The 22,398-nt window shown below is 67.0% G+C and carries 17 protein-coding genes and 1 pseudogene; 3 read left to right on the top strand and 15 right to left on the bottom strand.

Annotated elements, in window-relative coordinates; translation table 11 throughout:
* Nucleotides 1–386: 386 nt before the first annotated feature.
* The gene (locus AC3ITM_RS11660) at nt 387–755 is read right to left on the bottom strand and encodes a hypothetical protein (RefSeq protein ID WP_489265170.1); all 369 of its coding nucleotides are present in this window, start codon (nt 753–755) and stop codon (nt 387–389) included.
* A gap of 121 nt (nt 756–876) precedes the next feature.
* Here AC3ITM_RS11660 and AC3ITM_RS11665 point away from each other — a divergent pair, with 121 nt between their 5' ends.
* Both AC3ITM_RS11665 and AC3ITM_RS11670 read left to right on the top strand, forming a co-directional pair.
* On the top strand, nt 877–1,653 hold the full coding sequence (locus AC3ITM_RS11665; protein ID WP_489265172.1) for a HipA family kinase: 777 nt from the start codon (nt 877–879) through the stop codon (nt 1,651–1,653).
* A complete protein-coding gene (locus AC3ITM_RS11670) occupies nt 1,631–2,023 on the top strand; it encodes a DUF3037 domain-containing protein (RefSeq protein WP_489265173.1) in 393 nt (130 codons plus the stop codon). The genes AC3ITM_RS11665 and AC3ITM_RS11670 overlap by 23 nt, the downstream gene beginning before the upstream one ends.
* Nucleotides 2,024–2,038: 15 nt before the next feature.
* On the opposite strand, the gene AC3ITM_RS11675 is transcribed toward AC3ITM_RS11670, so the two are convergent.
* The 8 genes from AC3ITM_RS11675 to ligA form a co-directional block, all read right to left on the bottom strand.
* Nucleotides 2,039–2,545, bottom strand: a complete 507-nt coding sequence (locus AC3ITM_RS11675; RefSeq protein WP_489265175.1) for a DUF4952 domain-containing protein — start codon at nt 2,543–2,545, stop codon at nt 2,039–2,041.
* Between the two features lie 60 nt (nt 2,546–2,605).
* Nucleotides 2,606–5,089 (bottom strand): membrane-bound PQQ-dependent dehydrogenase, glucose/quinate/shikimate family, encoded by a 2,484-nt coding sequence (locus AC3ITM_RS11680; protein WP_489265177.1) that lies wholly within the window; start codon nt 5,087–5,089, stop codon nt 2,606–2,608.
* A gap of 233 nt (nt 5,090–5,322) precedes the next feature.
* A complete protein-coding gene (gyrA, locus tag AC3ITM_RS11685; protein WP_489265179.1) occupies nt 5,323–8,022 on the bottom strand; it encodes a DNA gyrase subunit A in 2,700 nt (899 codons plus the stop codon).
* 349 nt (nt 8,023–8,371) lie between these two features.
* A complete protein-coding gene (gene mtnA / locus AC3ITM_RS11690) occupies nt 8,372–9,433 on the bottom strand; it encodes an S-methyl-5-thioribose-1-phosphate isomerase (protein WP_489265181.1) in 1,062 nt (353 codons plus the stop codon).
* A gap of 89 nt (nt 9,434–9,522) precedes the next feature.
* Nucleotides 9,523–10,278 carry a DUF3011 domain-containing protein gene (locus AC3ITM_RS11695; protein WP_489265182.1) on the bottom strand — a complete coding sequence of 252 codons (756 nt, stop codon included), beginning with the start codon at nt 10,276–10,278 and terminating at the stop codon, nt 9,523–9,525.
* A 113-nt stretch (nt 10,279–10,391) separates the two neighbouring features.
* Nucleotides 10,392–11,336, bottom strand: a complete 945-nt coding sequence (gene epmA, locus AC3ITM_RS11700) for an EF-P lysine aminoacylase EpmA (protein ID WP_489265184.1) — start codon at nt 11,334–11,336, stop codon at nt 10,392–10,394.
* Nucleotides 11,333–11,818: a GNAT family N-acetyltransferase gene (locus AC3ITM_RS11705; protein WP_489265185.1), complete on the bottom strand. Its 486-nt coding sequence runs from the start codon at nt 11,816–11,818 to the stop codon at nt 11,333–11,335. The genes epmA and AC3ITM_RS11705 overlap by 4 nt, the downstream gene beginning before the upstream one ends.
* A 52-nt stretch (nt 11,819–11,870) precedes the next feature.
* On the bottom strand, nt 11,871–14,360 hold the full coding sequence (gene ligA / locus AC3ITM_RS11710) for an NAD-dependent DNA ligase LigA (protein WP_489265187.1): 2,490 nt from the start codon (nt 14,358–14,360) through the stop codon (nt 11,871–11,873).
* A gap of 348 nt (nt 14,361–14,708) precedes the next feature.
* On the opposite strand from ligA, the pseudogene AC3ITM_RS11715 reads away from it, so the two are divergent.
* A pseudogene (locus AC3ITM_RS11715) lies at nt 14,709–15,030 on the top strand (pyridoxal phosphate-dependent aminotransferase); the annotation flags it as partial.
* Between the two features lie 366 nt (nt 15,031–15,396).
* On the opposite strand, the gene zipA reads toward AC3ITM_RS11715, so the two are convergent.
* The 6 genes from zipA to AC3ITM_RS11745 all read right to left on the bottom strand — a co-directional run bounded on the left by zipA (nt 15,397) and on the right by AC3ITM_RS11745 (nt 22,344).
* Nucleotides 15,397–16,131, bottom strand: coding sequence for a cell division protein ZipA (gene zipA, locus AC3ITM_RS11720; protein ID WP_228887147.1), 735 nt, complete (start codon nt 16,129–16,131; stop codon nt 15,397–15,399).
* 42 nt (nt 16,132–16,173) lie between these two features.
* Nucleotides 16,174–19,677: a chromosome segregation protein SMC gene (smc, locus tag AC3ITM_RS11725; RefSeq protein ID WP_489265189.1), complete on the bottom strand. Its 3,504-nt coding sequence runs from the start codon at nt 19,675–19,677 to the stop codon at nt 16,174–16,176.
* 876 nt (nt 19,678–20,553) lie between these two features.
* Nucleotides 20,554–21,006, bottom strand: coding sequence for a 50S ribosomal protein L9 (rplI, locus tag AC3ITM_RS11730; protein WP_228887145.1), 453 nt, complete (start codon nt 21,004–21,006; stop codon nt 20,554–20,556).
* Nucleotides 21,007–21,157: 151 nt separating this feature from the next.
* Complete coding sequence (gene rpsR, locus AC3ITM_RS11735) at nt 21,158–21,388, bottom strand: 30S ribosomal protein S18 (RefSeq protein WP_002804494.1); 231 nt, start codon at nt 21,386–21,388, stop codon at nt 21,158–21,160.
* A gap of 11 nt (nt 21,389–21,399) precedes the next feature.
* Nucleotides 21,400–21,837 carry a 30S ribosomal protein S6 gene (gene rpsF / locus AC3ITM_RS11740; RefSeq protein ID WP_228887144.1) on the bottom strand — a complete coding sequence of 146 codons (438 nt, stop codon included), beginning with the start codon at nt 21,835–21,837 and terminating at the stop codon, nt 21,400–21,402.
* Between the two features lie 168 nt (nt 21,838–22,005).
* A complete protein-coding gene (locus tag AC3ITM_RS11745; protein WP_228887143.1) occupies nt 22,006–22,344 on the bottom strand; it encodes a HesB/IscA family protein in 339 nt (112 codons plus the stop codon).
* Nucleotides 22,345–22,398 lie beyond the last annotated feature (54 nt).

Raw genomic sequence — 22,398 nt, forward strand, 5'->3', positions numbered from 1 at the left:
CCATTGGCCACCCCTGGAATGTTCATGAAAATACGCCGAGCATCTACGCTTAGAAAATAATCCAGTAGATGTATTTCGAGCGGATGCTCTGGGTGGGACTGTGCGAACGCAGATTCAGGGATACTTGCATAGCGCGAACAAAACCAGCCATAACATGACTCCTTGTTGTTTTGTTGCTATCTGATATCGAATGCCAACCGATTGACTGGCCCTGCCGTTCTAGCACGCACTGCAACGGCGGACACGCGATATTTGATCGAATGTGGCGGGCACCTTTGCATTTTGTGATGCACTAAACATTTTCACCAACTATATGAACCCATTTACGTTCGCCCTCAGGCGCGCCGGGCACTTTCCCCGCCAGGCCATGGGCGCAGGCAGGCCGATTACTCCAGCGAACGCGGGCTGCTGGTGAAGGTGTGCAGGCGGTCGCCGTAGAACATGAAGAACAGCTGCAACGTCATCGGGTGGGTCGCGGTGCCGCCCTTGGCGAGGTGGTCGTCGGCCACACACTCGGTGACGTCCGGACCGGCAGCGCTCCGGGTGCACTCCAGTACCAGCCCATGCCGGGCGGCGAAGGCATCAACGTCGGCGCGGCCGGCGTCCTGCAATGCCGCCCTGTCGGCCTGGTCCTGCCAGTACGCCTCGCGGTCGCGCAGGTTGGTTCCACCGGCCACTTCGTCGAACCGGCCGTTGGCCCACAACAGCAGTGCGCCGATGATGGCCAGTGCCAGATACGCCCATCCCTTGCCCATCGCCCCACCCCGATCAGTTCGTGGATCGCAGCCGATGGTACGCCCGGGGCGCGGCAGCGCCGTCGGAATACGGATGCGCCTCACGGTAAGATGACGCCGCAACCCCGTCAATGGATCCGGCATGCGCACCGTGCACGCACTTCGCTACATCACCCCGCTCCGCGAGGGCGGCTCGCTGCCCGCCGTGGTCGAGACCGACGACGACGGAATGGTGGTGCTCAAGTTCCGTGGTGCCGGGCAAGGGCCGAAGGCGTTGATCGCCGAGTTGATCGCCGGTGAGATGGCGCGCAGCATCGGCCTGCCGATTCCGGAGATCGTGCTGGTCGAACTGGACCGGGAGTTCGCCCGCACCGAACCGGACCCGGAGATCCAGGACCTGATCCGCGCCAGCGAGGGGCTCAACCTGGGCAGCGATTACCTGCCCGGTGCGATCAATTACGACCCGGCCGCGATGCCGGTGGATGCCGGGCTGGCCTCGCGCATCGTCTGGTTCGACGCGTTGATCAGCAACGTGGACCGCACCGCGCGCAACCCGAACCTGATGGTCTGGCACCGCCAGCTGTACCTGATCGACCATGGCGCGGCGATGTACTTCCACCACGACTGGGCAAACGCCGGCGAGGCCTGCGAGAAGCCGTTCGTCTTGATTCGCGACCATGTGCTGCTGCCGTTCGCCAGCCGCATCGCCGAGGCCGACGTCGAGCTGGCCGGCCTGCTGCCCGATGCCGAGATCGAGCGCATCGTCGCGCGGGTACCCGACAGCTGGCTGGTGGATGAGCCGGCGTTCGACGGCCCGGCGGCGTACCGCCAGGCCTATATCGATTACCTCAAGCGCCGCCTGCAGGCGCGTGCCGCGTTCGTCCAGGAGGCCATCGGTGCCCACGCTGCATACCTATGACTATGCGGTGATCCGCGTGGTGCCGCGGGTCGAACGCGAAGAGTTCATCAACGTCGGGGTGATCGTGTCCTGCCCCGGCGCCAAACATCTGGAAGCGGCGATCGAGATCGACCCGGCGCGGATGCACGCCTTCGCGCCCAGCCTGGACCTGGACGCGCTGCACCCCTGGCTGGATGCGATCGTGGCGATCTGCCGCGGCGACGCCGACGCCGGCCCGATCGCGCAGTTGCCGGCACGCGCGCGCTTCCATTTCCTCACCGCCAAGCGCAGCTCGGTGGTGCAGATGTCCAGCACGCATGTGGGCCGCACCGCCGATCCGTCCGGGGTGGTGGAGCACCTGTTGAACCGCATGGTGCGGGTCCCCCGCTGACCCCGGGCCGGGGATCTAGGGACTACGCCTGATCACGCCCACCGTGATGTCGAAGCTGGGGATCTGCTCCCACTGCCCACGCCGATGACGGACGGTTTCCACGCCCATGCCGATCTGGTAACCCACCGCGTCGGCGCCCGCGCGCCAGATGTGGGGCCCGCCACTGCTCCAGCCGCAGCATTCATAGGTGAGCGTGGGCATGCCGAAGGTCTGGTGCAGGTAGGCCTCCACCGCCGCCGCGGACGCCCCGCTTACCCGATAGCGGGCGGTCATCGGCTGGAGGTAGGAGGCATCATCCTGTTCGCAGCCTACGTACTGGACCGTGTCGGGTTTGCCGCCCAGCGCCTGCAGGAAGTCCTGGCACGGCGTATCCGGGCGTGCCAGGCCGACGCTGCGGCCGTTGACTTCCCACTCGGCCAGCGCTGCGGCCGCATCGCGGGTGCCGGCGATGGCGTTGCCGGCCAGCGCCAGCAGGCAGCACAGGGACAACGATGGAAGGCGCGCGGCGCAGGTGCTGCTCATGGGCGTTGGAAGGGCGGTGGGGTGAACGCATCGTAATCGATGCCCCCGCCCCACTGGCGGTCACTTCGGCAGCGCATAGGCAATCACGTAGTCGCCCGCCGGGGTTTCCATGAAGTGGTGGCCGCCGGCCATGATCACCACGTACTGGCGCCCGCCGGATGCATAGACCATCGGGTTGGCCTGGCCACCGGCCGGCAGTTTGGCGTGCCACAGTTCCTTGCCGGTCTTCAGGTCGATGGCGCGCAGCAGGTCGTCGGTGGCCGCGGCGATGAAGATCAGGCCGCCGGCGGTGACCACCGCGCCGCCGTTGTTGGGCGTGCCGATCTCGATCGGCAGGCCCGAGCGGATACCGAACGGGCCATTGCCGCGGGCGCTGCCGAACGGGCGGTCCCACAGGGTCTTGCCGGTACGCAGGTCGATCGCGCGGATGCCGCCGTAAGGGGGCTGCTTGCACAGCAGCCTGGTGAACGGCAGGCGCCAGCCGGCGTTGACGTCGATCGCATACGGCGTACCGGCCTGCGGGTCGCCGGCGCCTTCGGCACCGCCCTTGTCGGCGCGCACCTGTTCGCGCGGCACCCAGCCCAGCTGGTCGGCCCTGGCACGCGGTACCAGCAGGTTGTAGTTGGGCATGTCGTTGTAGTTGGCCACGATCACCCCGCGACGCGGATCCACCGCCACGCTGCCCCAGTCCGAGCCGCCGTTGTAACCGGGGTACTCGATGGAATGGCGGTCGGCGGTCGGCGGGGTGTAGAAGCCCTCGTAGCTGGCCTTGCGGAACTGGATGCGGCATACCAGCTGGTCGATCGGGGTCATGCCCCACATGTCGCGCTCGGTCAGGTCCGGCTTGCGCAGCGTGTGGTACAGCGAGAACCGCTGGGTGCGGGCGCGCTGCTCCGGTTCCACCCCACCGCCGGGCACCGCGCGTTCCTCGGCCGGGGTAAGCAGCTGGCCGGTGCGGCGGTCCAGCACGTACAGATCGCCCTGCTTGGTCGGCAACAGCAGGGCCGGCACCTTGCCGGCGGCGGTCGGGTAATCGACCAGGGTGGCCTGCGAGCCCAGGTCGTAGTCCCAGACGTCCTTGCGCACCGCCTGGAAATGCCAGACCGGCTTGCCGGTGTTGACGTCGATGGCGACCAGCGAGGTGGCGTAGGTGTTCTGGGCGTCGGTGCGCGACCCGCTCCAGTAATCGCCGGCCGCATTGCCCATCGGCAGGTAGACCAGGCCGAGCTGGTCATCGCCGGTGGCGGTGGTCCACATGTTCGGGGTGCCACGGGTATAGGTCTGCCCGTGCGGCGGTGCGCCGCTGCGGCCGGGCTGGTCCATGTCCCAGGCCCAGCGCAGCGCACCGGTGACGGCGTCGTAGGCCTGGATCACCCCCGACGGCGCATCGCGGCGCTGGCCGTCCAGCACCTGGTGGCCGGTGACCACCACGCCCTGCACGATCGCCGGCGGCGAGGTGATCGACACATACCCCGGCGGGCTGTCGCCCATGCCTGCGGTGATGTCGACCTGGCCGTTGTTGCCAAAGCCGGCGCAGGGCTTGCCGGTGGCCGCGTCCACCGCGATCAGGCGGCCGTCCAGGGTGCCTTCGATGATCCGCGTCGCGCAGGCGCTGCGCGGCAGGTTGGTCAGCAGCGGCACGCCGGCCGGCGGTACCGCCAGGTCGGCGGCCACATCGGCCAGTGCCGCGTCCTGTGCGGTGGCCGGCACTTCGTAATAGGCCACGCCGCGGCAGGCGGCGGTGTACGGGATGGAAGCGTCCTTGACCTTGGGGTCGAAGCGCCAGCGCTCGCTGCCATCGGCGGCGTTGAGCGCGATCAACTGGTTGCGCGCGGTGCACAGGTACAGGCTGTCGCCCACCTTGAGCGGCGTGGTCTCGGCGCCCCAGCGTTTTTCCGGCAGGTCACCGGTGCGGAACATCCAGGCCTGCTGGAGGGTGCCGACATTCTCGGCGGTGATCTGCTGCAGCGGCGAGAAGCGGGTGGCGGCGTTGTTGCGGCCGTAGGCGGCCCAGTCGCCCTCGGCCGGGCGGTCGGCCGGCTGCAGCGGTGCATCGCTGGCCGGGGCCAGCCCGGCACTGGTGATCGGCTCGGGGAAGGCGCCGCTGGCGGCGGTAACCCCGTGCGGCACGAAGGCCAGGGTGAAGGCGGCCACGAACACCAGCGCCAGCACGCCGGCGATGCTGCGCGAGAGCGTGCGCGACACCGGACGGTCCAGGCGCGGCAACAGCAGCGCCAGCACGAAGGCCAGGCCGACCATCAACCCCAGCCGTGGCACCCAGCGCCAATAGTTGCCGCCGGACTCCCACCAGGTCCACAGCACGGTGCCGGCCAGAACCAGGGCGAACCACAGCGCGCCGCTGTAGCGGCCACGCCACAACTGCACACCGGCAATCAGCAGGCCGATACCGGCCAGCACGTAGTACCAGGAGCCGCCCAGGCTGGCCAACCACGCCCCGCCGGCGGTGAGCACCGCGCCCAGCAGCAGGATCACAAGCGCCAGCGCAGCCAGCAGCGCAGAGCGGTTCGGCGTGGAGGTGGACATCGCAGTCTCCCGAGGCATCTGCATCGCCGACGTTGCCGCCGGTCCCGTTGGTGGTTATCCCACCGCCATCGTGAAAGCAACGCGTTCTTTGCCTGCCGATCGCGGCTGGAAGGCCACCCCTGCCCCGCACCTGCCGGGCAGCTACGCAGCCCGATGCCGGGCGCGACGATGTCGGCGCCACAACGGACAACGCCGGCTTGCGCCGGCGTTGTCCGCGGTACCGTGCGGCAGGCTCAGGCCTGAGGCGGCACCTGCACCACGTCGGCATCCAGCGCCGCCGGTGCATCTTCTTCCACACCCTCGTCCAGCGAGGCATCCATGCGTTCGACCGCCTGGAGCTTCTCTTCCTTGGACAGACGGATCAGGGTCACGCCCTGGGTGTTGCGGCCGACGCGCGAGATTTCCGAACCACGGGTACGCACCAGGGTGCCACCGTCGGAAATCAGCAGCACTTCGTCGCGCGGCCCCATCAGCACCGCACGCACCAGCTTGCCGTTGCGCTCGGTGGTCTGGATGCCGATCACGCCCTGCGTGCCACGGCCCTTGCGCGGGTAATCCGGCAGCGGGGTGCGCTTGCCGTAGCCGTTCTCGGTCGCGGTCAGGATGTAGAGCGCGTTGTCGTCGTCGGCCCCGTTCTCGATCGCGGCATCGCCGGTATCGGGCGCGGCCTCTTCGACCTGGCTGTCATCCTCGGCTTCATCGCCGTTGCCGCCGGCGCTTTCGGCCACGATCAGGCTGACCACTTCCTCGCCCTTGGGCATCTTGATGCCGCGCACGCCGGTGGCGGTACGGCCCATCGAGCGGACCTTGTCTTCGCCGAAGCGCACGGTCTTGCCGTTGGAGGCGAACAGCAGGATGTCGCGCTCACCATCGGTCAGGCCGACGCCGACCAGCGCATCGCCTTCATCGAGGTTGATGGCGATCTTGCCGCGCGCCAGACGGAACGCGAACTCGCTGAGCGGGGTCTTCTTGACCGTGCCGTTGCGGGTGGCAAAGAACACGAACTGGCCTTCGGCGTACTCGCGTACCGGCAGCACCGCCTGCACCCGCTCACCGGCTTCCAGCGGAATCCAGTTGATGATCGGGCGGCCACGGGCGTTGGAACCGGCTTCGGGCAGCTGGTGCACTGGCAACCAGAACACCTTGCCGGCGCTGGTGAAGGTCAACAGGGTGTCGTGGGTGTTGACCAGCCACAGCTGTTCGATGAAATCCTCTTCCTTGGTCGACGCCGCGCTGCGGCCACGGCCACCGCGGCGCTGGGCCCGGTAGGCGCTGACCGGCTGGCGCTTGGCGTAGCCGGCGTGCGACAGGGTGACCACCACGTCTTCCGGGGCGATCAGGTCGAGGATGTCCAGGTCTTCTTCGCTGTGGCGGATCTCGGTGCGGCGCTCGTCGCCGAACTCGGTACGCACGTTGATCAGCTCTTCGCGGATCACCTGCAGCAGGCGGTCCGGATCTTCCAGGATGTGGATCAGCCCGGCGATGGTTTCCAGCAGCAGCTTGTACTCTTCGGTCAGGCGGTCCTGTTCCAGCCCGGTCAGGCGGTGCAGGCGCATTTCCAGAATCTGGGTGGCCTGGATCTCGGTCAGCTGGTAGCCGCCGTCGAGCAGGCCAACGCCCTTGGGCAGGTCTTCCGGGCGCGAGGTTTCCGCACCGGCAGCGCCCAGCATCGAACCGACCAGGCCCGGCGCCCACAGGCGGGCGAGCATGCGTTCGCGCGCCTCGGTGGGGTTGGGCGAGGTCTTGATCAGTTCGATCATCTCGTCGATGTTGGCCAGAGCAACGGTCAGGCCTTCCAGCACGTGGGCACGTGCACGCGCCTTGCGCAGCTCGAACACGGTGCGACGGGTGACCACTTCGCGGCGATGGCGCACGAAGGCCTCGAGCATCTGCTTGAGGTTCATCAACTGCGGGCGGCCATCGACCAGCGCCACCATGTTGATGCCGAACACCGACTCCATCTGGGTCTGCTGGTAGAGGTTGTTCAACACAACCTCGGCCGACTCGCCGCGCTTGATTTCGATGTAGATGCGCATGCCGTCCTTGTCGGACTCATCGCGCAGCTCGCTGATGCCTTCGAGCTTCTTTTCCTTGACCAGCTCGGCGATCTTCTCGATCAACCGGGCCTTGTTCACCTGGTAGGGAATCTCGGTGACGATGATCGATTCGCGGCCATTGTCGGCCACCTCGACATCGGCCTTGGCGCGGATGCGCACCCGGCCACGGCCGGTGCGGTAGCCGGCGATGATGCCGGCGGTACCGTTGATGATGCCTGCGGTCGGGAAGTCAGGGCCGGGAATGAACTCCATCAGGCCGTCGACATCGATGTCCGGGTTGTCGATCATCGCGATGCAGGCGTTGATCGATTCGGTCAGGTTGTGCGGCGGGATGTTGGTGGCCATGCCCACCGCGATACCGGCCGAACCGTTGACCAGCAGGTTCGGGAACCGGGTCGGCATGACCGTCGGCTCCAGTTCCTTTTCGTCGTAGTTGGGCTGGAAATCGACGGTTTCCTTGTCCAGGTCGGCCATCAGCTCATGGGTGAGCTTGGACATGCGCGCTTCGGTGTAACGCATCGCCGCGGCCGAATCGCCGTCGACCGAACCGAAGTTACCCTGGCCATCGACCAGCATGTAGCGCAGCGAGAACGGCTGCGCCAGGCGCACCAGCGTGTCGTACACCGACTGATCGCCATGCGGGTGGTACTTACCGATGACGTCACCGACGATACGCGCCGACTTGAAGTAAGGCTTGTTGCTGTGCGCGTTCAACTCACTCATTGCGAACAGCACGCGGCGATGCACCGGCTTGAGGCCATCGCGCGCATCCGGGAGTGCGCGCCCCACGATCACGCTCATCGCGTAATCGAGGTAACTCTTGCGCATCTCGTCTTCCAGGTTGACCTGGATGATTTCCTTGGCGGTTTCTGCCATTCGGGTTCCGTTGTCTGGGTGCGGTCCAGTCCGTCGCGCCAGCCCTTGCGGGGCGGCGGCGCCGGAATCTCGATTAACCGTTGGAGTCTACCACAACGGGCCGATTTCCGCCCGTGTTCAACGGCGTTTTACCTGCAAGAATCAGGAACTTACGGGGGCGTTGCAGGCGTGGTCGGGGTTCGGTCGGGAAAGCCGTACCGGCCAACGGCCGGTACCTACCCGCGAAGGGTTCGGCCGTCCACCCGGATCCCGGTAGGCCACGACCGTTGGTCGTGGCACGAGGCGACCGTTGGTCGTGGTACTAGGCGGCCATTGGTCGTGGCACCGGGCGACCGTCAGCCGTGGTCGCTTACCCGAACGCGGCGCGCATGTTCACCGCCGTCGGATTGAGAATCACCCCGCGCTCGGTGACGATCGCGTCGATCAGGCTGCCCGGGGTGACGTCGAACACCGGGTTCCAGGCGGCGATGCCTTCGGCCACGGTACGCGTGCCCCCTACCCCGTACAGCTCGCCCGGGTCGCGCTGTTCGATCTCGATCTGCTCGCCGTCGGCGGTGTCCATGTCCACGGTCGAGGACGGGGCCACCACCATGAACTTGACCCCGTGGTGGCGGGCAGCGATGGCCAGCTGGTAGGTACCGATCTTGTTGGCGGTATCGCCGTTGGCGCAGATCCGGTCGGCACCGACGATCACCCATTGCACCGCCCCGGTCTTCATCAGGTGCGAGGCAGCCGAATCGGCGATCAGGGTGGCGTCGATACCGTCCTGCTGCAGTTCCCACACGGTCAGGCGCGCGCCCTGCAGCCACGGCCGGGTTTCGCCGGCGAACACCTTGGCGATGCGCTGCTGGGCCTTGCCGGCGCGGATCACGCCCAGCGCGGTGCCGAAGCCAGCGGTGGCCAGCGAACCGGTATTGCAGTGGGTCAGCACGCCGCTGCCGGCCTCGATCAGGCCGGCGCCGAGGGCGCCCATATGGCGGTTGGCGGCCAGGTCCTCGTCGGCGATCGCCTGCGCTTCGGCGGCCAGCACCTGCTGCCAGTCGGCGCCGGCCGGGGCCAGCGCGCGGCGCATCCGGGCCAGCGCCCAGGCCAGGTTGACGGCGGTCGGGCGGGCGGCATTGAGTCGCTGCAGCGCCGGCTCCAGCAGGGCCAGCGCCTGGGCGCCGTCGGCGGCCTGCACCTGCCCGGCGGCCAACACCACGCCCCAGGCCGCGGCGATGCCGATCGCCGGCGCACCGCGCACGGTCAGGGCGTGGATGGCCTCGGCCACCGCGTCGCTGTCGCGGCATTCCACGTGCTCAACCACGAACGGCAGCTTGCGCTGGTCGAGCAGTTGCAGGGTCTGGCCGGTCCACAGGATCGGGCGGATATGGTCGTAGCGGGCGTAGTCGATGTCGGTGGATGCGTTCATCCGGCCATTGTAACGGCGCACCGCGCATCGATCAGCGCCCTGCGCTGAACCCATCGCCCAGTGCCCGTTCCGGCAGCGGCCGACGGTACTCAGTTCACCAGGAATTCGGCCCGGCAACCTTTGTCGACCCAGACCCCGCGCGCGTCCCAGCCCCAGCCGGTGCCCTCTTCGCAGGGGCTGCCGGACAGCTGCTTGCTCAGGCGCGCGCCCTTGCCGATGCTGGCCCCGCAGAATCGGCGCTGGCGCGATTTGGATTCGCACACCACCGTGCGCGGCACATCCAGGAACCCCGAGCCGTCGGCGGCGCCGATCTCGAAGTCGCCCTGGCAGCCACGGGTCACCCAGATTTCGTTGCGGCGCACGCCCCAGCTGTGGCCTTCACGGCACGGAATGGCCGACAGCTGGCGCAGCAGCCGCACCGGCGCGCCCTGCAGCACCACCGGGCAGTTCTGCGGGCGGCCGTTGGATTCGCAGCGCAACACCCGGCGCACCAGGCGCGGCCCGCCGGCGGCACTGCCGCCTGCCGGCGCGCGGCTGCGGAATTCGCCACGACACCCCAGCGTCACCCACACTCCGGAACGATCGGTACCCCACTCGGTGCCGCGGATGCAGCTGTTGTCCGACAGCTGGCGGACCAGGTCCACGCCCCGCTCCACCGGCATATCGCAATGCACCCATTCCATGTCGCGCGATTCGCAGCGCACCACCTGGCCGGCATAGCCGGCCTGGCGCGGCTCGGCCGCCAGCGCCGGCAGCACCGCGCCGCACAGCACCAGCGTCCACAGCGGCAGCGTCCAGCGCGGTACGCCGCGCACGGGCAGGTCGGTTACTTCCCACAGCTTCATCAACACAGTCCCCGCCGCACCTGAACGATCACATGACCACCTTCGGACATCCTGCGTGATCAGAGCATCATCATGCAGGCCGCGCAAGACATCCGTCAGTCAGGTTGCGCCGTTCATGCACGAGCGAAATCCAGCGCCAGTACATCGGCAATCCGGCCGGTGCGGTTGAGCGCCATCAGCAGCCGGTCCACGCCGACCGCAACGCCGGCGCAATCGGGCAATGCCGGCAGCGCGGCAAGCAGGTGTTCATCCAGCGGCGGCAATACCGCGCCACGCGCGCGGCGCAACGCATGATCGCGTTCGAAGCGTGCGCGCTGTTCAGCCGCATCGTTGAGTTCGTGGTAGCCGTTGGCCAGCTCAACCGCGCCCAGGTACAGCTCGAAGCGTTCAGCCAGCGGCGGCGTGCCCGGGCGTACCCGTGCCAACGCGGCCTGGCTGGCCGGCCAGTCGTGGACCACGGTCAGCGTGTCCTGGTTGAAGCCGGGCTGGATGCGGTGGGTCATCAACAGATCCAGCCAGTCATCGCGGTTGAGCCCGTCGGCGTGGATGCGGACATCGGCCAGCGGGGCCTGCAACTGCTCCAGCGTGGCGGTGAACGGGTCCAGGCCGAGCCGCTGCTGGTACAGGCTGCGGTAGTCGATGACCTGCAGCCCGGCCTGGCGCTGCACCAGCCCCAGCGCGGCACGCACCAGCGCGACGGTTTCTTCGATCAGGCGGTGGTGGTCCCAGCCGACCCGGTACCACTCCAGCATGGTGAACTCCGGGTTGTGGCGGCCTCCAGCCTCGCCGTTGCGGAACACCCGGCCCAACTCGTAGCAGTCGCCGACACCGGCGGCGAGCAGCCGCTTGAGCGGATACTCCGGCGAGGTGCGCAGCCAGCGCTGCGCGCTGCCGGCATCGACATGCCCGCTGAAGCAGGTGTGGAAGCTGTCGATGTTCGGTTCGGTGTTGCCGGCGGCCGACAGGATCGGGGTTTCCACTTCGAGCACATCGCGCGCGGCAAAGAACCCGCGGATCAGGGCATTGAGCGCGGCACGCTGGCGCAGGGCGGCAATCATGCGCGGGCGTCGCGCAGGCGCTCGGCCAGCGGCAGGGTCAGCAGGTTGCGGGTGTCATCGACGTAGCCGGTGGCCAGATACAGCCGCCGTGCCAGTTCGTTGTGGTGGTTCACCTCCAGCCGCATGCGCTGCACGCCGCGGGCGTTGGCGCGCTGCTCCAGGATCGCCAGTGCCTGCCTGCCGCGGCCGCGGCCGCGCGCGGCATGGCCGAGATAGAGCTCATCGAGCAGGGCGAAATGGCCGCCCTGCTCCAGGCTGAAACCCATCGCCAGCGCGGCGTAACCGACCACGCTGCCGTCTTCGGACAACCACAGCAGCACCTCGCCGTTGCGTGGGTCTTCCAGCAGCGCGGCCAGGGCCGGGGCCACCCGCGCGGCGTCGAAGTCCAGCTTGTCCTCGGCATAGAACGCGCGCATCAGCCCGAGCAGCAACTCGGTGTCGGCGACGGTGGCCAGGCGGAAATCGAGGGGGGCGGTATGCATGCGGTTTCTCGTGTGTGGCAGGTAGCGGGGCGCGGCGCGCCCCGCAGTGGGTTCAATGCGCGGCCAGGAAAGCGACCAGGCGGTCTTCGTCCCAGACCTCGATGCCGAGCTCTTCGGCCTTGGCCAGCTTGGAGCCGGCTTCGCTGCCGGCCACCACGAAGGCGGTCTTCTTCGACACGCTGCCGGCCACCTTGGCGCCCAGCGCCTCCAACCGCGACTTGGCCTCGTCGCGGCTCATCTGCGCCAGCGTGCCGGTCAGCACCACGGTCTGGCCGTCGAGCGCACCGGCGGGTTGTTCGGCCTGTTCCGGGGCCAGTTCCAGCAGCCTGCGCCGGTAGTCCTCGGCCTTGAGCAGCAGCGGACCATGGCCGTCGCGGTCCAGCCAATCGGCCAGGCCCAGCGCCACCTCGTTGGGCAGGCCGGCGGCGACCAGTTGCACCGGCTCGGCATCCAGCAGCGATGCCGCATCGGGCAGCATGGCGGTCAGCTTCTCGGCACGCAGGCGGGTGATCCCGGGAATCTCGGCCTCCACCAGCAGCTGGGCGAAATCCAGGCCGTCGCGCAACTTCGGCGAAGGCAGGTGCACATCGCCGATGCGTACCTGGCCCACCTGCAGCAGCGCATCGATCGCCTGCTGGTTGCCCGGCTGCTCGAAGAAGTGACCGAGCGAGCGCGCTACTTCGCCACCGATATCGGGCACGCGCTTGAACAGCGGCCAAGGCAGGTGGCGGATCAGTTCCAGGTCGCCGAACCAGGCGGCCAGCGCCTTGGCGGTGCTTTCGCCCACATGTTCGATGCCCAGCGCGAACAGCAGCCGTTCCAGCGTGGTGGTGCGGCTGGCATCGATCGCGGCGATCAGGTTGTCGGCCCACTTTGTCGCGATCTTCTTCGTGTTCCAGTTGAACCGGGCCGGCATCGCCAGCGCGCGCGCGCGCCAGCCTTCTTCCTTGCCGTCCAGCTGCAGGATGCCGCGCAGGTAGTCGCCGCTGCCTTCCGGCGGCAGGTGCAGGCCGATCTGGGCGGCCAGCGCCTCGGGCGATTCGGCGTCCAGTGCCAGCTTGAGCTGCAGCAGCTGGTCGCGGGTAAGCCGGTACAGGTCGGCCACGCCGCGCACGATGCCGGCATCGACCAGGGTTTCGATGTACTTGCCACCCAGCCCGTCGATGTCCATCGCGCGGCGCGAGGCGAAGTGCGCGATCGCTTCCTTGCGCTGGGCCGGGCAGCTCAGCTCGCCCGAGCAGCGCCAGGCGGCCGCATCCTCTTCGCGCACGATCTCCGAACCGCAGACCGGGCAATGGCTGGGCATGGTCCACGGCGTAGTGCCGGCCGGCCGGCGCTCGGCGATCACGCTGACCACTTCGGGAATCACATCGCCGGCGCGGCGCACGATCACCGTGTCGCCCACGCGCACGTCCAGCCGCGCGATCTGGTCGGCATTGTGCAAGGTGGCGTTGGAGACGATCACCCCGGCCACCGCGACCGGGTTCAGCCGCGCCACCGGCGTGGCCGCGCCGGTACGGCCGATCTGGATCTCGATCGCCTCCACGGTGGTGGTCTGTTCCTGCGCCGGGAACTTGTGCGCGATCGCCCAGCGCGGTGCCCGCGAGACGAAGCCCATTTTTTCTTGCTCGTCAAAACCGTCTACTTTGTAGACAACGCCATCGATATCAAAATCCAACGTGTCGCGAATCCCTCCTACCTTGCTGTAGTAGTCAAGCAACGCATCTGTTCCCTCCACTCTTTCCGCAAGGCGTGAGACCTGGAATCCATACTCCCGCAGAAGCATCAGCCCATCGAAATGTGAAGCTGCGAGCCTTGAATCACGTCCTTCAAAGAAATCAGGCTCAACCTCCACGACACCTAAACCGTAGGCGAAGAAACCAAGCGGCCTGGTCGCCGTAACCCTTGAATCTAGTTGGCGAACTGATCCTGCTGCGCCATTTCGCGGATTTGCTAGAACCTTTCCATCTTCTCGACGAGCACGTTCGTTGTAAGCCTGAAAGCCCTTTCGAGGCATGTAGACCTCGCCACGAACCTCCAAGACGGCCGGGAACTTTTTTCCAGAGAGCTTCTTTGGCACATCGGTAATAGTGCGAACGTTGGCGGTAACGTCTTCGCCGACCGCCCCATTACCTCTAGTAACCGCCTGTACCAGATCACCCAACTCATATCGAAGGCTCATTGCAAGGCCGTCAATCTTGGGTTCCGCTGCGTACATAACTCGACTTTTACCCAGGCGCCGCTCAATTCTACGAGCGAACTCCATCACTTCTTCTTTTGAAAACGCGTTATCCAAGGACAGCATCGGAATTTCGTGCATGACCTTTCGAAATGAACGTTTAACGTCCCCACCCACTCTTCTAGTGGGCGAGTCGACAACGATCAGCTCTGGATGATCCGATTCAATTTGAATCAGCTCCCTGACGAGAGCGTCGTACTCAGCATCAGTAATGATCGAGTAGTCCTGATCGTTGTAGGCATCAGATGCCTTACCAATGATCAGTCGGAGTTCTGCGGCGCGCTCGGGGATGGTGGGCTTCATGGGAAACGGCTTCGTGGTACGGCGTAGGAATTCTATCGTTTTCCTCGGTTCAACCGGGATGAAGCTGCCCCCCCCCCCTGTTGAACTTCCCTCCTCACTCCCGATCCCTTCCCGCCGTTCGTTCCTGTAGTTGGCCGGCACCGGCCTGGCGTTGTCCGGCCTGGGCCTGCCGACCGCCAGGGAGGCAGCCGCCCAGGCCACGCAGGTCACAACACCGGTCCGGTGCTGCTGAATTTCAACGAATGCCCGTACGACCCCGCGCAGGCCGCCGCGCGCGACATCCTCGCCGGGGCAGCGGGCGTTATCTGTTCCCGTTGGCCGGTGAGCTCGCCCGCCAGGAAGAGCTGGATGGCCGGGCTGCGCCTGGGCGTGGCCGCCGCGCACACCGAGCGCCTGCGCGAGCTGGCCAGCTGGGCGACAACCCATTGCCGGTGACCGCCGTAGCCGCCGGCCTGCGCGCGCCCGGCCTGGTGGCGCAGCGCCGAGAACGCGCAGGTGCGCCAGGCAACGGTTGCCTGGCTGGGCAAGCGCGGGTTTGCCTGTGTGTGGTCGGAGGCGAATTGTTTCGTGGTCAATGTGCAGTGCCCAGCGGGTACGGGTCACGGTGGGCACCGCGGCGGAGATGGCGCGGTTCGGTGGGGCGTTTGCGGCGGTGGCGGGCGTGGGGTAACGGCGACGGCGGGAGTGATGCCGGAACGACGGCGCGGCTTCGGCCCGGTTGGCTGCGTCAATGTGCTGATCGGCGCCGTCGGCAGTCGTTTGGGAACCGACCCTACCGGTGGCGGCCTGTGATTGCCGGAGGGTGTGGTGCTGGCTCCGACGAAGAGCCCCCTTGAGTCAAGGGGGCGCGCCGCTGGGAATCGCAGGAGCGATTCCCAACGTTGCCGGGCAACGGCCCGAAGGGTGCCCGCCAAGGACGGCGGGCATAAAGGCGCGGGGATCTGGTGGCATGACGGGGGGCCGGTGGTTTGCAGCGCAAACCGCCGGTCGCATGCGCAACAGCGCATGCGACCCGCTGGTAAGGCGACCGTGAGCCTTACCAGCGGGGTGCTTTGGTCAACGGCGGTGCCTGGTGCTGGCGGTCGTAAGCGCGCAGTTCGTCGCGGATGTGCGCGATGCGCTGGCGGCCCAGCGCGTTGCGGCCGTCGTCGAGTACCACGCCATCGAGCAGTTCGCCCATGCGCTGCACGGTCGGCAGCATCTTTTCCCAGGCGTCCAGCGCGGTCAGCGGTGCCGGCAGGGTCAGGAAAAAGGCGATCGCCGGGGTTTCCATCTCGCGGATGTTGGCCATGTCGAAGCTGCCCGGCTTCATGATGCTGGCCATGGAGAAGATCGGGCCGCGTTCGGGGTGGCCTTCCACCAGCCGGTGGAACACGTTCATGTGGCCGAACACCAGGCCGGTCTTTTCCGCGGCCACCACGATGTCTTCGCCGCGCAGCTGTTCGCCGGCACGGGCGGCCACGAACAGCGAGACGATCTTGTCGAAGTCCTGGTTGGCGCGCTTGCCCAGATCGCTGGCCGGTGCGCCATCTACCTCGGGCAAGCCCAGTTCGGGCTGGGTGACCCCGTCCTGGCCGGATTCGCTGCCGCCATCGGGCGCGCTGCCCGGCTCACCCAGCACCGGCTCACGGCGCGCGCCGTTGGCGTTTTCGGCGCCTTCAACGCGGCGGCCCTGCGATTTTTTCTTGGGACGGCCAAACAGGAAGATCGCGGCGATCAACAGCAGGCCGGCGGCCAGGATGCCGATGCGGAGCAGTGCCATGTCGGACATTCGGGGAGTCTCCGGCTAAATCATTCAGATAAGCATGGCACGTCAGGCGGCGCCCGCCAATCGTGCCGCCTCTTCCAGGTCCACGCTGACCAGACGGCTCACGCCCGGTTCGCGCATGGTCACGCCCGACAACTGGTGCGCGGCCTCCATGGTGGCCTTGTTGTGGCTGACAAACAGGAACTGCACCTTCTCGCTCATTTCCTTGACCATATTGGCCAGTCGGCCGACGTTGGCTTCATCCAGCGGTGCATCGACTTCGTCCAGCAGGCAGAACGGGGCCGGGTTGAGCTGGAAGATCGCAAACACCAGCGCCACCGCGGTCATCGCCTTCTCGCCACCGGACAGCAGCGAGATGCTCGACACGCGCTTGCCCGGCGGCCGGGCCATGATCGCCACGCCAGTATCGAGCAGGTCTTCGCCGGTCAGTTCCAGGTAGGCGTGGCCGCCACCGAACAGGCGCGGGTACAGCTGCTGGACGCCGGCATTGACCCGGTCGAAGGTGTCCTTGAAGCGGCCGCGGGTTTCGCGGTCGATCTTGCGGATCGCCTCTTCCAAGGTATCCAGCGCGGTGGTCAGGTCGATGTTCTGCGCGTCCAGGTACTCCGAACGCTGCGAGGCCTCGCCGTACTCCTGGATGGCGGCCAGGTTGACCGGCTCCAGCCGGCGCATGCGCCCGTCGATCTGGTGCACCGCCTGTTCCCAGTCGCCGATGCGCGCCTCGTCGGGCAGGCTGTTGATCACATCCTGCAGCACGAAACCGGCCTTCTCCACCGCCGCCGACAACTGGTCGGCGCTGAGTACCAGCGCTTGCTGGTCCAGCTTGCGCTGGGAAATGCGTTCGCGCTGGGCCAGCGCCTGTTCGTCGCGCTGGTGGCGGGTCTGTTCGAAGCTGCGCAGCTCGGCGTCGATGCCGTCGAGCAGGGTGCGCGCCTCGCCCAGCACGCGGTCGGCGCGGACCCGCTCGCCCAGGGCGTTCTGGTGTTCGGCTTCCAGGCTCTGCACCGGTGAATCGCCATCGTCCAGCTGCGCATGCAGTTCGCCCAGGCGCCCCTCCAACTGGCTGCGCTGGGTGCTCATGCGTTCCAGCGCCTGGCTCAGCGAGCCGACCTGGGTACGCTGCGATTCCAGGGTCAAGGCCAGCGCATGCGCGCTTTCGCGCACGCTGCGCGCGGCCTCGCGGGCCTGGTCGCGGGCGTCGCTGAGCTGGCGGCGTTCGCTTTCCAGCGCCTGCCGCACCGCTTCCAGGTCGCCCATGCTGTTGACCGCATCGTCCAGCCGCGCGCGTGCCTCGCGCACCTGTTCGCGGCCGGCATCCAGGGTTTCCAGCAACTGCGACAACTCGCCTTCGATGCGGTCGATGCGGGTGCGCGCGGCCTCGACTTTGCCCTGCTGGCTTTGCAGCTGGCCGCCCAGTTCGGACACGCTGCGGTGCGCCAGGTACAGCTGGCGCTGCGCGTCTTCGCGCTGTTGTTCGCCAGCCAGCAGCTGGTCACGGAACTCGGCAAGGCGCGCTTCCAACGCGGCTTCGCGTTCCTGCAGGCCGTCGATCTGCTCGCGCAGGGTGACGATCTCGCGTTCGCGCAGCAGGGCGCCCTGCTTGGCCGCGCCGGAGCGCGATACGCGCACCCAGCCCTGGCCCAGGCGCTCGCCACTGCGGGTGATCACCGAATCGCCCTCGCCCAGCTGCGCCTGCAGGGCGCGCGCCTGTTCCAGGTCCTCGGCGGCATGCAGGCGGGCCAGCAGGCGCCGGATCGCGGTGGGGCCCTGCACCTTGGCCGCCAGCGAAGTCGGGGCGACCTGCAGCGGCTGCTGATCGGCCGACACCAGGGCGATGCGGCCATCGCCCAGCTCGGCCAGTTCGCCGACCAGGTGCTCGGGAGCATCGACCAGCACGCCTTCGATCAGCTGGCCCAGCGCGCTTTCCACGGCATTTTCCCAGCCCGCTTCCACCTCCAGGCGCTCGCCGACGCGTGCCCCCGAATCCAGCCCGCGCGCCTTCAACCAGGCCACGGCGGCGCCCTGTTCCTGGCCCAGCGCGGCCTGCTGCAGGGTCTCCAGCGAAGACAAGCGGCCGCGCGCGGCCTGGGCCTGCTTGCGGATGTCGGCCAGCTCGGTCTGGCCGCTGCGCTGGCGCTCCTGCAGGCCGGCCACGGCCTCCTTGCGCAGCTCGACCTGTTCGTTGAGCCCGTCCAGCGCGGCCTTCTGGGTTTCGTGCTGCAGCTGCAGTTCTTCGAAGGTCTGCGCCAGCGCATCCAGGTCCAGCCCGGTGCGCTCGGCGCTGAGGGCTTCGCGGCGGCGGTCGGCTTCCAGCACCTGGCGGTCCAGGTAGTCCACGCGGGTGCGTTCGACTTCACCGGCGCGCGAGGCTTCGGAGGTGCTGCGGGTATGCGCTTCCCAGCGCGCCTGCCAGTCGGCCAGGCGGCCCTCGGCGTCGCGCAGGGCTTCCTGCTTGATTTCGTTTTCTTCCTGCAGCTGTTCCAGCTGCGGCTCGGCCAGCTCGACCGATTCGCGCAGCACGCCCAGCCGGGCCTGGTCGCCGCCGATGTGCTGGCCCAGTTCGGCCAGCGCCTGCTGGGTTTCGTCGCGGGCCTTGTGCAGACGCTGGGACATTTCGCGCTGGTGCTGGATCTGCTGTTCGAGCCGGGCCAGGGTGCTGCCCACCTGGTAGACCTCGGCCTGGGCGGTGCTCAGCGCATCGGCCGCTTCTTCGCGGCGCACGCGGCTGGTTTCGATCCGGGCTTCGGCATCGCGCTGTTCGGCGATGAACTGCTGCAGGCGGGTTTCTTCCTGCGACAACGCTTCGCGCAGGCCGCTCAGGCGGGTGTCCAGGCCGCGGAACTCAAGGGCTTTCCACTCGGCATCCTTGACCTTGCGCTCTTCCTGCAGGGCCTGGTACTGCTCGGCCTGGCGGGCCTGGCGCTTGAGGTGTTCGAGCTGCTTGCCGATTTCCTCGCGCAGGTCGCCGAGCCGGTCCAGGTTCTCGCGGGTGTGGCGGATGCGGGTTTCGGTTTCCTTGCGGCGTTCCTTGTACTTGGAGATGCCGGCGGCTTCCTCCAGGTATACGCGCAGGTCTTCGGGGCGGGCTTCGATGATCTGGCTGATCATGCCCTGTTCGATGATGGAGTAGCTGCGCGGGCCCAGGCCGGTGCCCAGGAACAGGTCGGTGATGTCGCGGCGGCGGCACTTGGTGCCGTTGAGGTAATAGTTGCTGCTGCCGTCGCGGCTGACCTGGCGCTTGACCGAGATTTCGTTGAACGAGGCGTACTCGCCGGAAATGGTGTGGTCGGTATTGTCGAAGATCAGTTCAACAGTGGCCTGGGACACCGGCTTGCGCGCCGAGGAGCCGGAGAAGATGACGTCGGTGAGCGAATCGCCGCGCAGGCGGCTGGCCGAGCTTTCGCCCATGACCCAGCGCACCGCGTCGATGATGTTGGATTTGCCGCAGCCATTGGGGCCCACCACGCCGGTCATGTTGGTCGGCAGGTGCAGCGTGGTCGGATCGACGAAGGATTTGAAGCCGGAGAGCTTGATCGTGGACAGACGCATGGCGTGGTTGGTTTCCGGGGCAAGGGCCTGAAGCGACCCCCGCCAGGGTGGATGTCGGGGCGAATCCCACCCCCAAGCCATTGATGTTGCTGGAATTCAATGGCCTCGAGGGCGACGCGATAGGCTGAGTATAACGGGGCGGGTGTTCCACGGGCGGTGGGTCGCCCAAAGGCGAAGCCACAGCCACAACAAGGCTTTGTCCCGTACTTCATCAGTGAAGGCCGGTGCGGTAGGGTTCGCGGGACACGCCGTAAACCCATCCTTGGGGGCTCGTGAGCGCCATCCATGGCGCCCAACGGTCCCGCGAACCCTACCGCACCGGCCTATGACAGTTGGTCGGCGCGCATGGAAAATGCCAAACCAAGGCCCGCGCGCCGTCCGCCGAGCATGGGTAGAGCATCGCCATGCATGCTTCCCGCATTCGGCTCAGGCTGACGCCTCTAGCTCACTCGGCACGGCAGGATATATTTCATATCTTATTGATTTATTTGACATTAAACCGGCGCTTCAGCTCTATCCTCCGCCTACACCGACCCATTGGAAGAGGGTGCCGGGTAGCCTTGGCCGGGACCGTTGGGCGCCATGGATGGCGTCCACGAGCCCCCAAGGGTGAGAGCGCATTGCTTGCGAGGCACTGCCTCGCATGCGGTCGAACGCACAGCCGCCAGCGGCTGGGCCGGACCGCGGAGCGGGGTTTACGGCGTGTCCCGGCCAAGGCTACCCGGCACCCTCCCCTCGGAAGCATCAAAGCGCCGGCAGTTGCCGTTGATCTGGCTTCTGGCTTTAAGCTTCCAACAAACAAAACCGAACCGGCACAAACAAAAACGGGCGCCCTTGCGGGCACCCGTTTCAGTGACTCCCGCCTTTCGGCAGGGATCAGGCCTTTTCGGCTTCCACAACCACCTTGACGGTGGTTTCCACGTCGGCGTGCAGGTGAACAGTCACCTCGTACTCGCCCACGTTGCGGAAGGCGCCTTCGCCCAGGATGACTTCGCTCTTTTCCAGCGGCAGGCCGATCTTGGTGAAGGCTTCGGCGATATCGCGCGGGCCGACCGAACCGTACAGCTTGCCTTCGGTCGAGGCATTGGCGGCGATCAGCACGCTCTTGCCTTCCAGCTTGGCCTTGCGGGCTTCGGCGTCAGCGTGGATCGACTGGGCCTTGGCTTCGTATTCGGCGCGCTTGGCTTCGAACTCGGCCACGTTGGTGGCGGTGGCCGGAACGGCCTTGCCGGTCGGGACCAGGAAGTTGCGGCCGTAGCCCGGCTTCACGTCGACCAGGTCGCCCAGGCCGCCGAGGTTGGTGACCTTCTGAAGAAGAATCAGCTTCATGATGTAGCTCCAAATGTATTCGTTAGCGAGGCCCAGGCCCCGCAGCGGATGGCTGTCCGAATATCCGAACGGCAGACCTGGAAACCGCCCGACGCTTCACGGCGCGGGCGGCCAGGTCCACGAAAGCGGCGACCGAAGCCGCCGGCCTTCATCAGACGTCGTGGTTGTCGGTGTACGGGATCAGGGCCAGGAAACGGGCGCGCTTGACGGCCGTTGCCAGCTGGCGCTGGTACTTCGACTTGGTACCGGTCACGCGGCTCGGCACGATCTTGCCGTTCTCGGTGAGGTACTGGCGCAGGGTGTTGAGATCCTTGTAATCGATCTCCTTGACACCTTCGGCCGTGAACTTGCAGAACTTGCGGCGACGGAAGAACTTGGACATGTCAGTGCTCCTTAAGCGGCCGAAGCGGCGTCTTCGCCGGCATCGGTGTCAGCGGCGGGGGTGGTTTCACCTTCTTCGTCATCACGACGACGACGCTCGCCACGCTCGGGCTTGTCACCCTTCTCGTCCTTGCTCTTCATGATCAGCGACTGCTCGGTGTCGGCTTCGTCACGCTTGATGACGAGGTTGCGCAGCACCGCGTCGTTGAAGCGGAAGCTTTCCACCAGCTCGCTCAGCACGGCCTGGTCGCACTCGATGTTGAGCATGACGTAATGGGCCTTCACCAGGTTCTGGATCGGGTAGGCCAGCTGACGACGGCCCCAGTCTTCCAGACGGTGGATGGTGCCGCTGCCGTTCTCGACCAGCGACTTGTAGCGCTCGATCATGGCCGGAACCTGTTCGCTCTGGTCCGGATGGACCAGGAACACGACTTCGTAATGACGACTCATGTGTTTTTACCTTTCGGATGTGGCCCCTTGGGGGCCGGACAGCCCCCCGCAGGTGAACGCGGTGGGGCAAGGGTCCTGCCCGGAATCAGGCAGGAAGCCGCAAAGTATGGCAGCAGCAGCGCCCGCAGGCAAGCAACAACGGGGCTGGACGCCCCGCGCCGGCCCCGATCAGGCCTTGTCGGCCTCGGTGGTGAAGCTCTCCCCGCAGCCGCATTCGGCGGTGGCGTTGGGGTTCCTGAACATGAACGTCTCGCTCAGGCCCTGCTTGCCGAAGTCGATTTCGGTGCCGTCGACCAGGCCCAGGCTGTCGGCATCCACGTAGATGCGCACCCCGTCCTGCTCGAACACGGTATCGCCCTCGCGCTGGTCGCGGGCCAGGTCGGTGACGTGGCCCCAGCCCGAACAGCCGGTGCGGGTCACGCCGAAACGCAGGCCCAGCGCGCCGGGGGTCTGCTCGACGAACGTGCGCACACGGGCAAAGGCAACAGGGGTAAGGCTTACGGCCATGACAGGTGACTCCAGCGGATCGTGATCATTATAGAGGGTGGCGCGCCCCGGGGA

The organism is Stenotrophomonas sp. KH_029, from assembly GCF_057839765.1.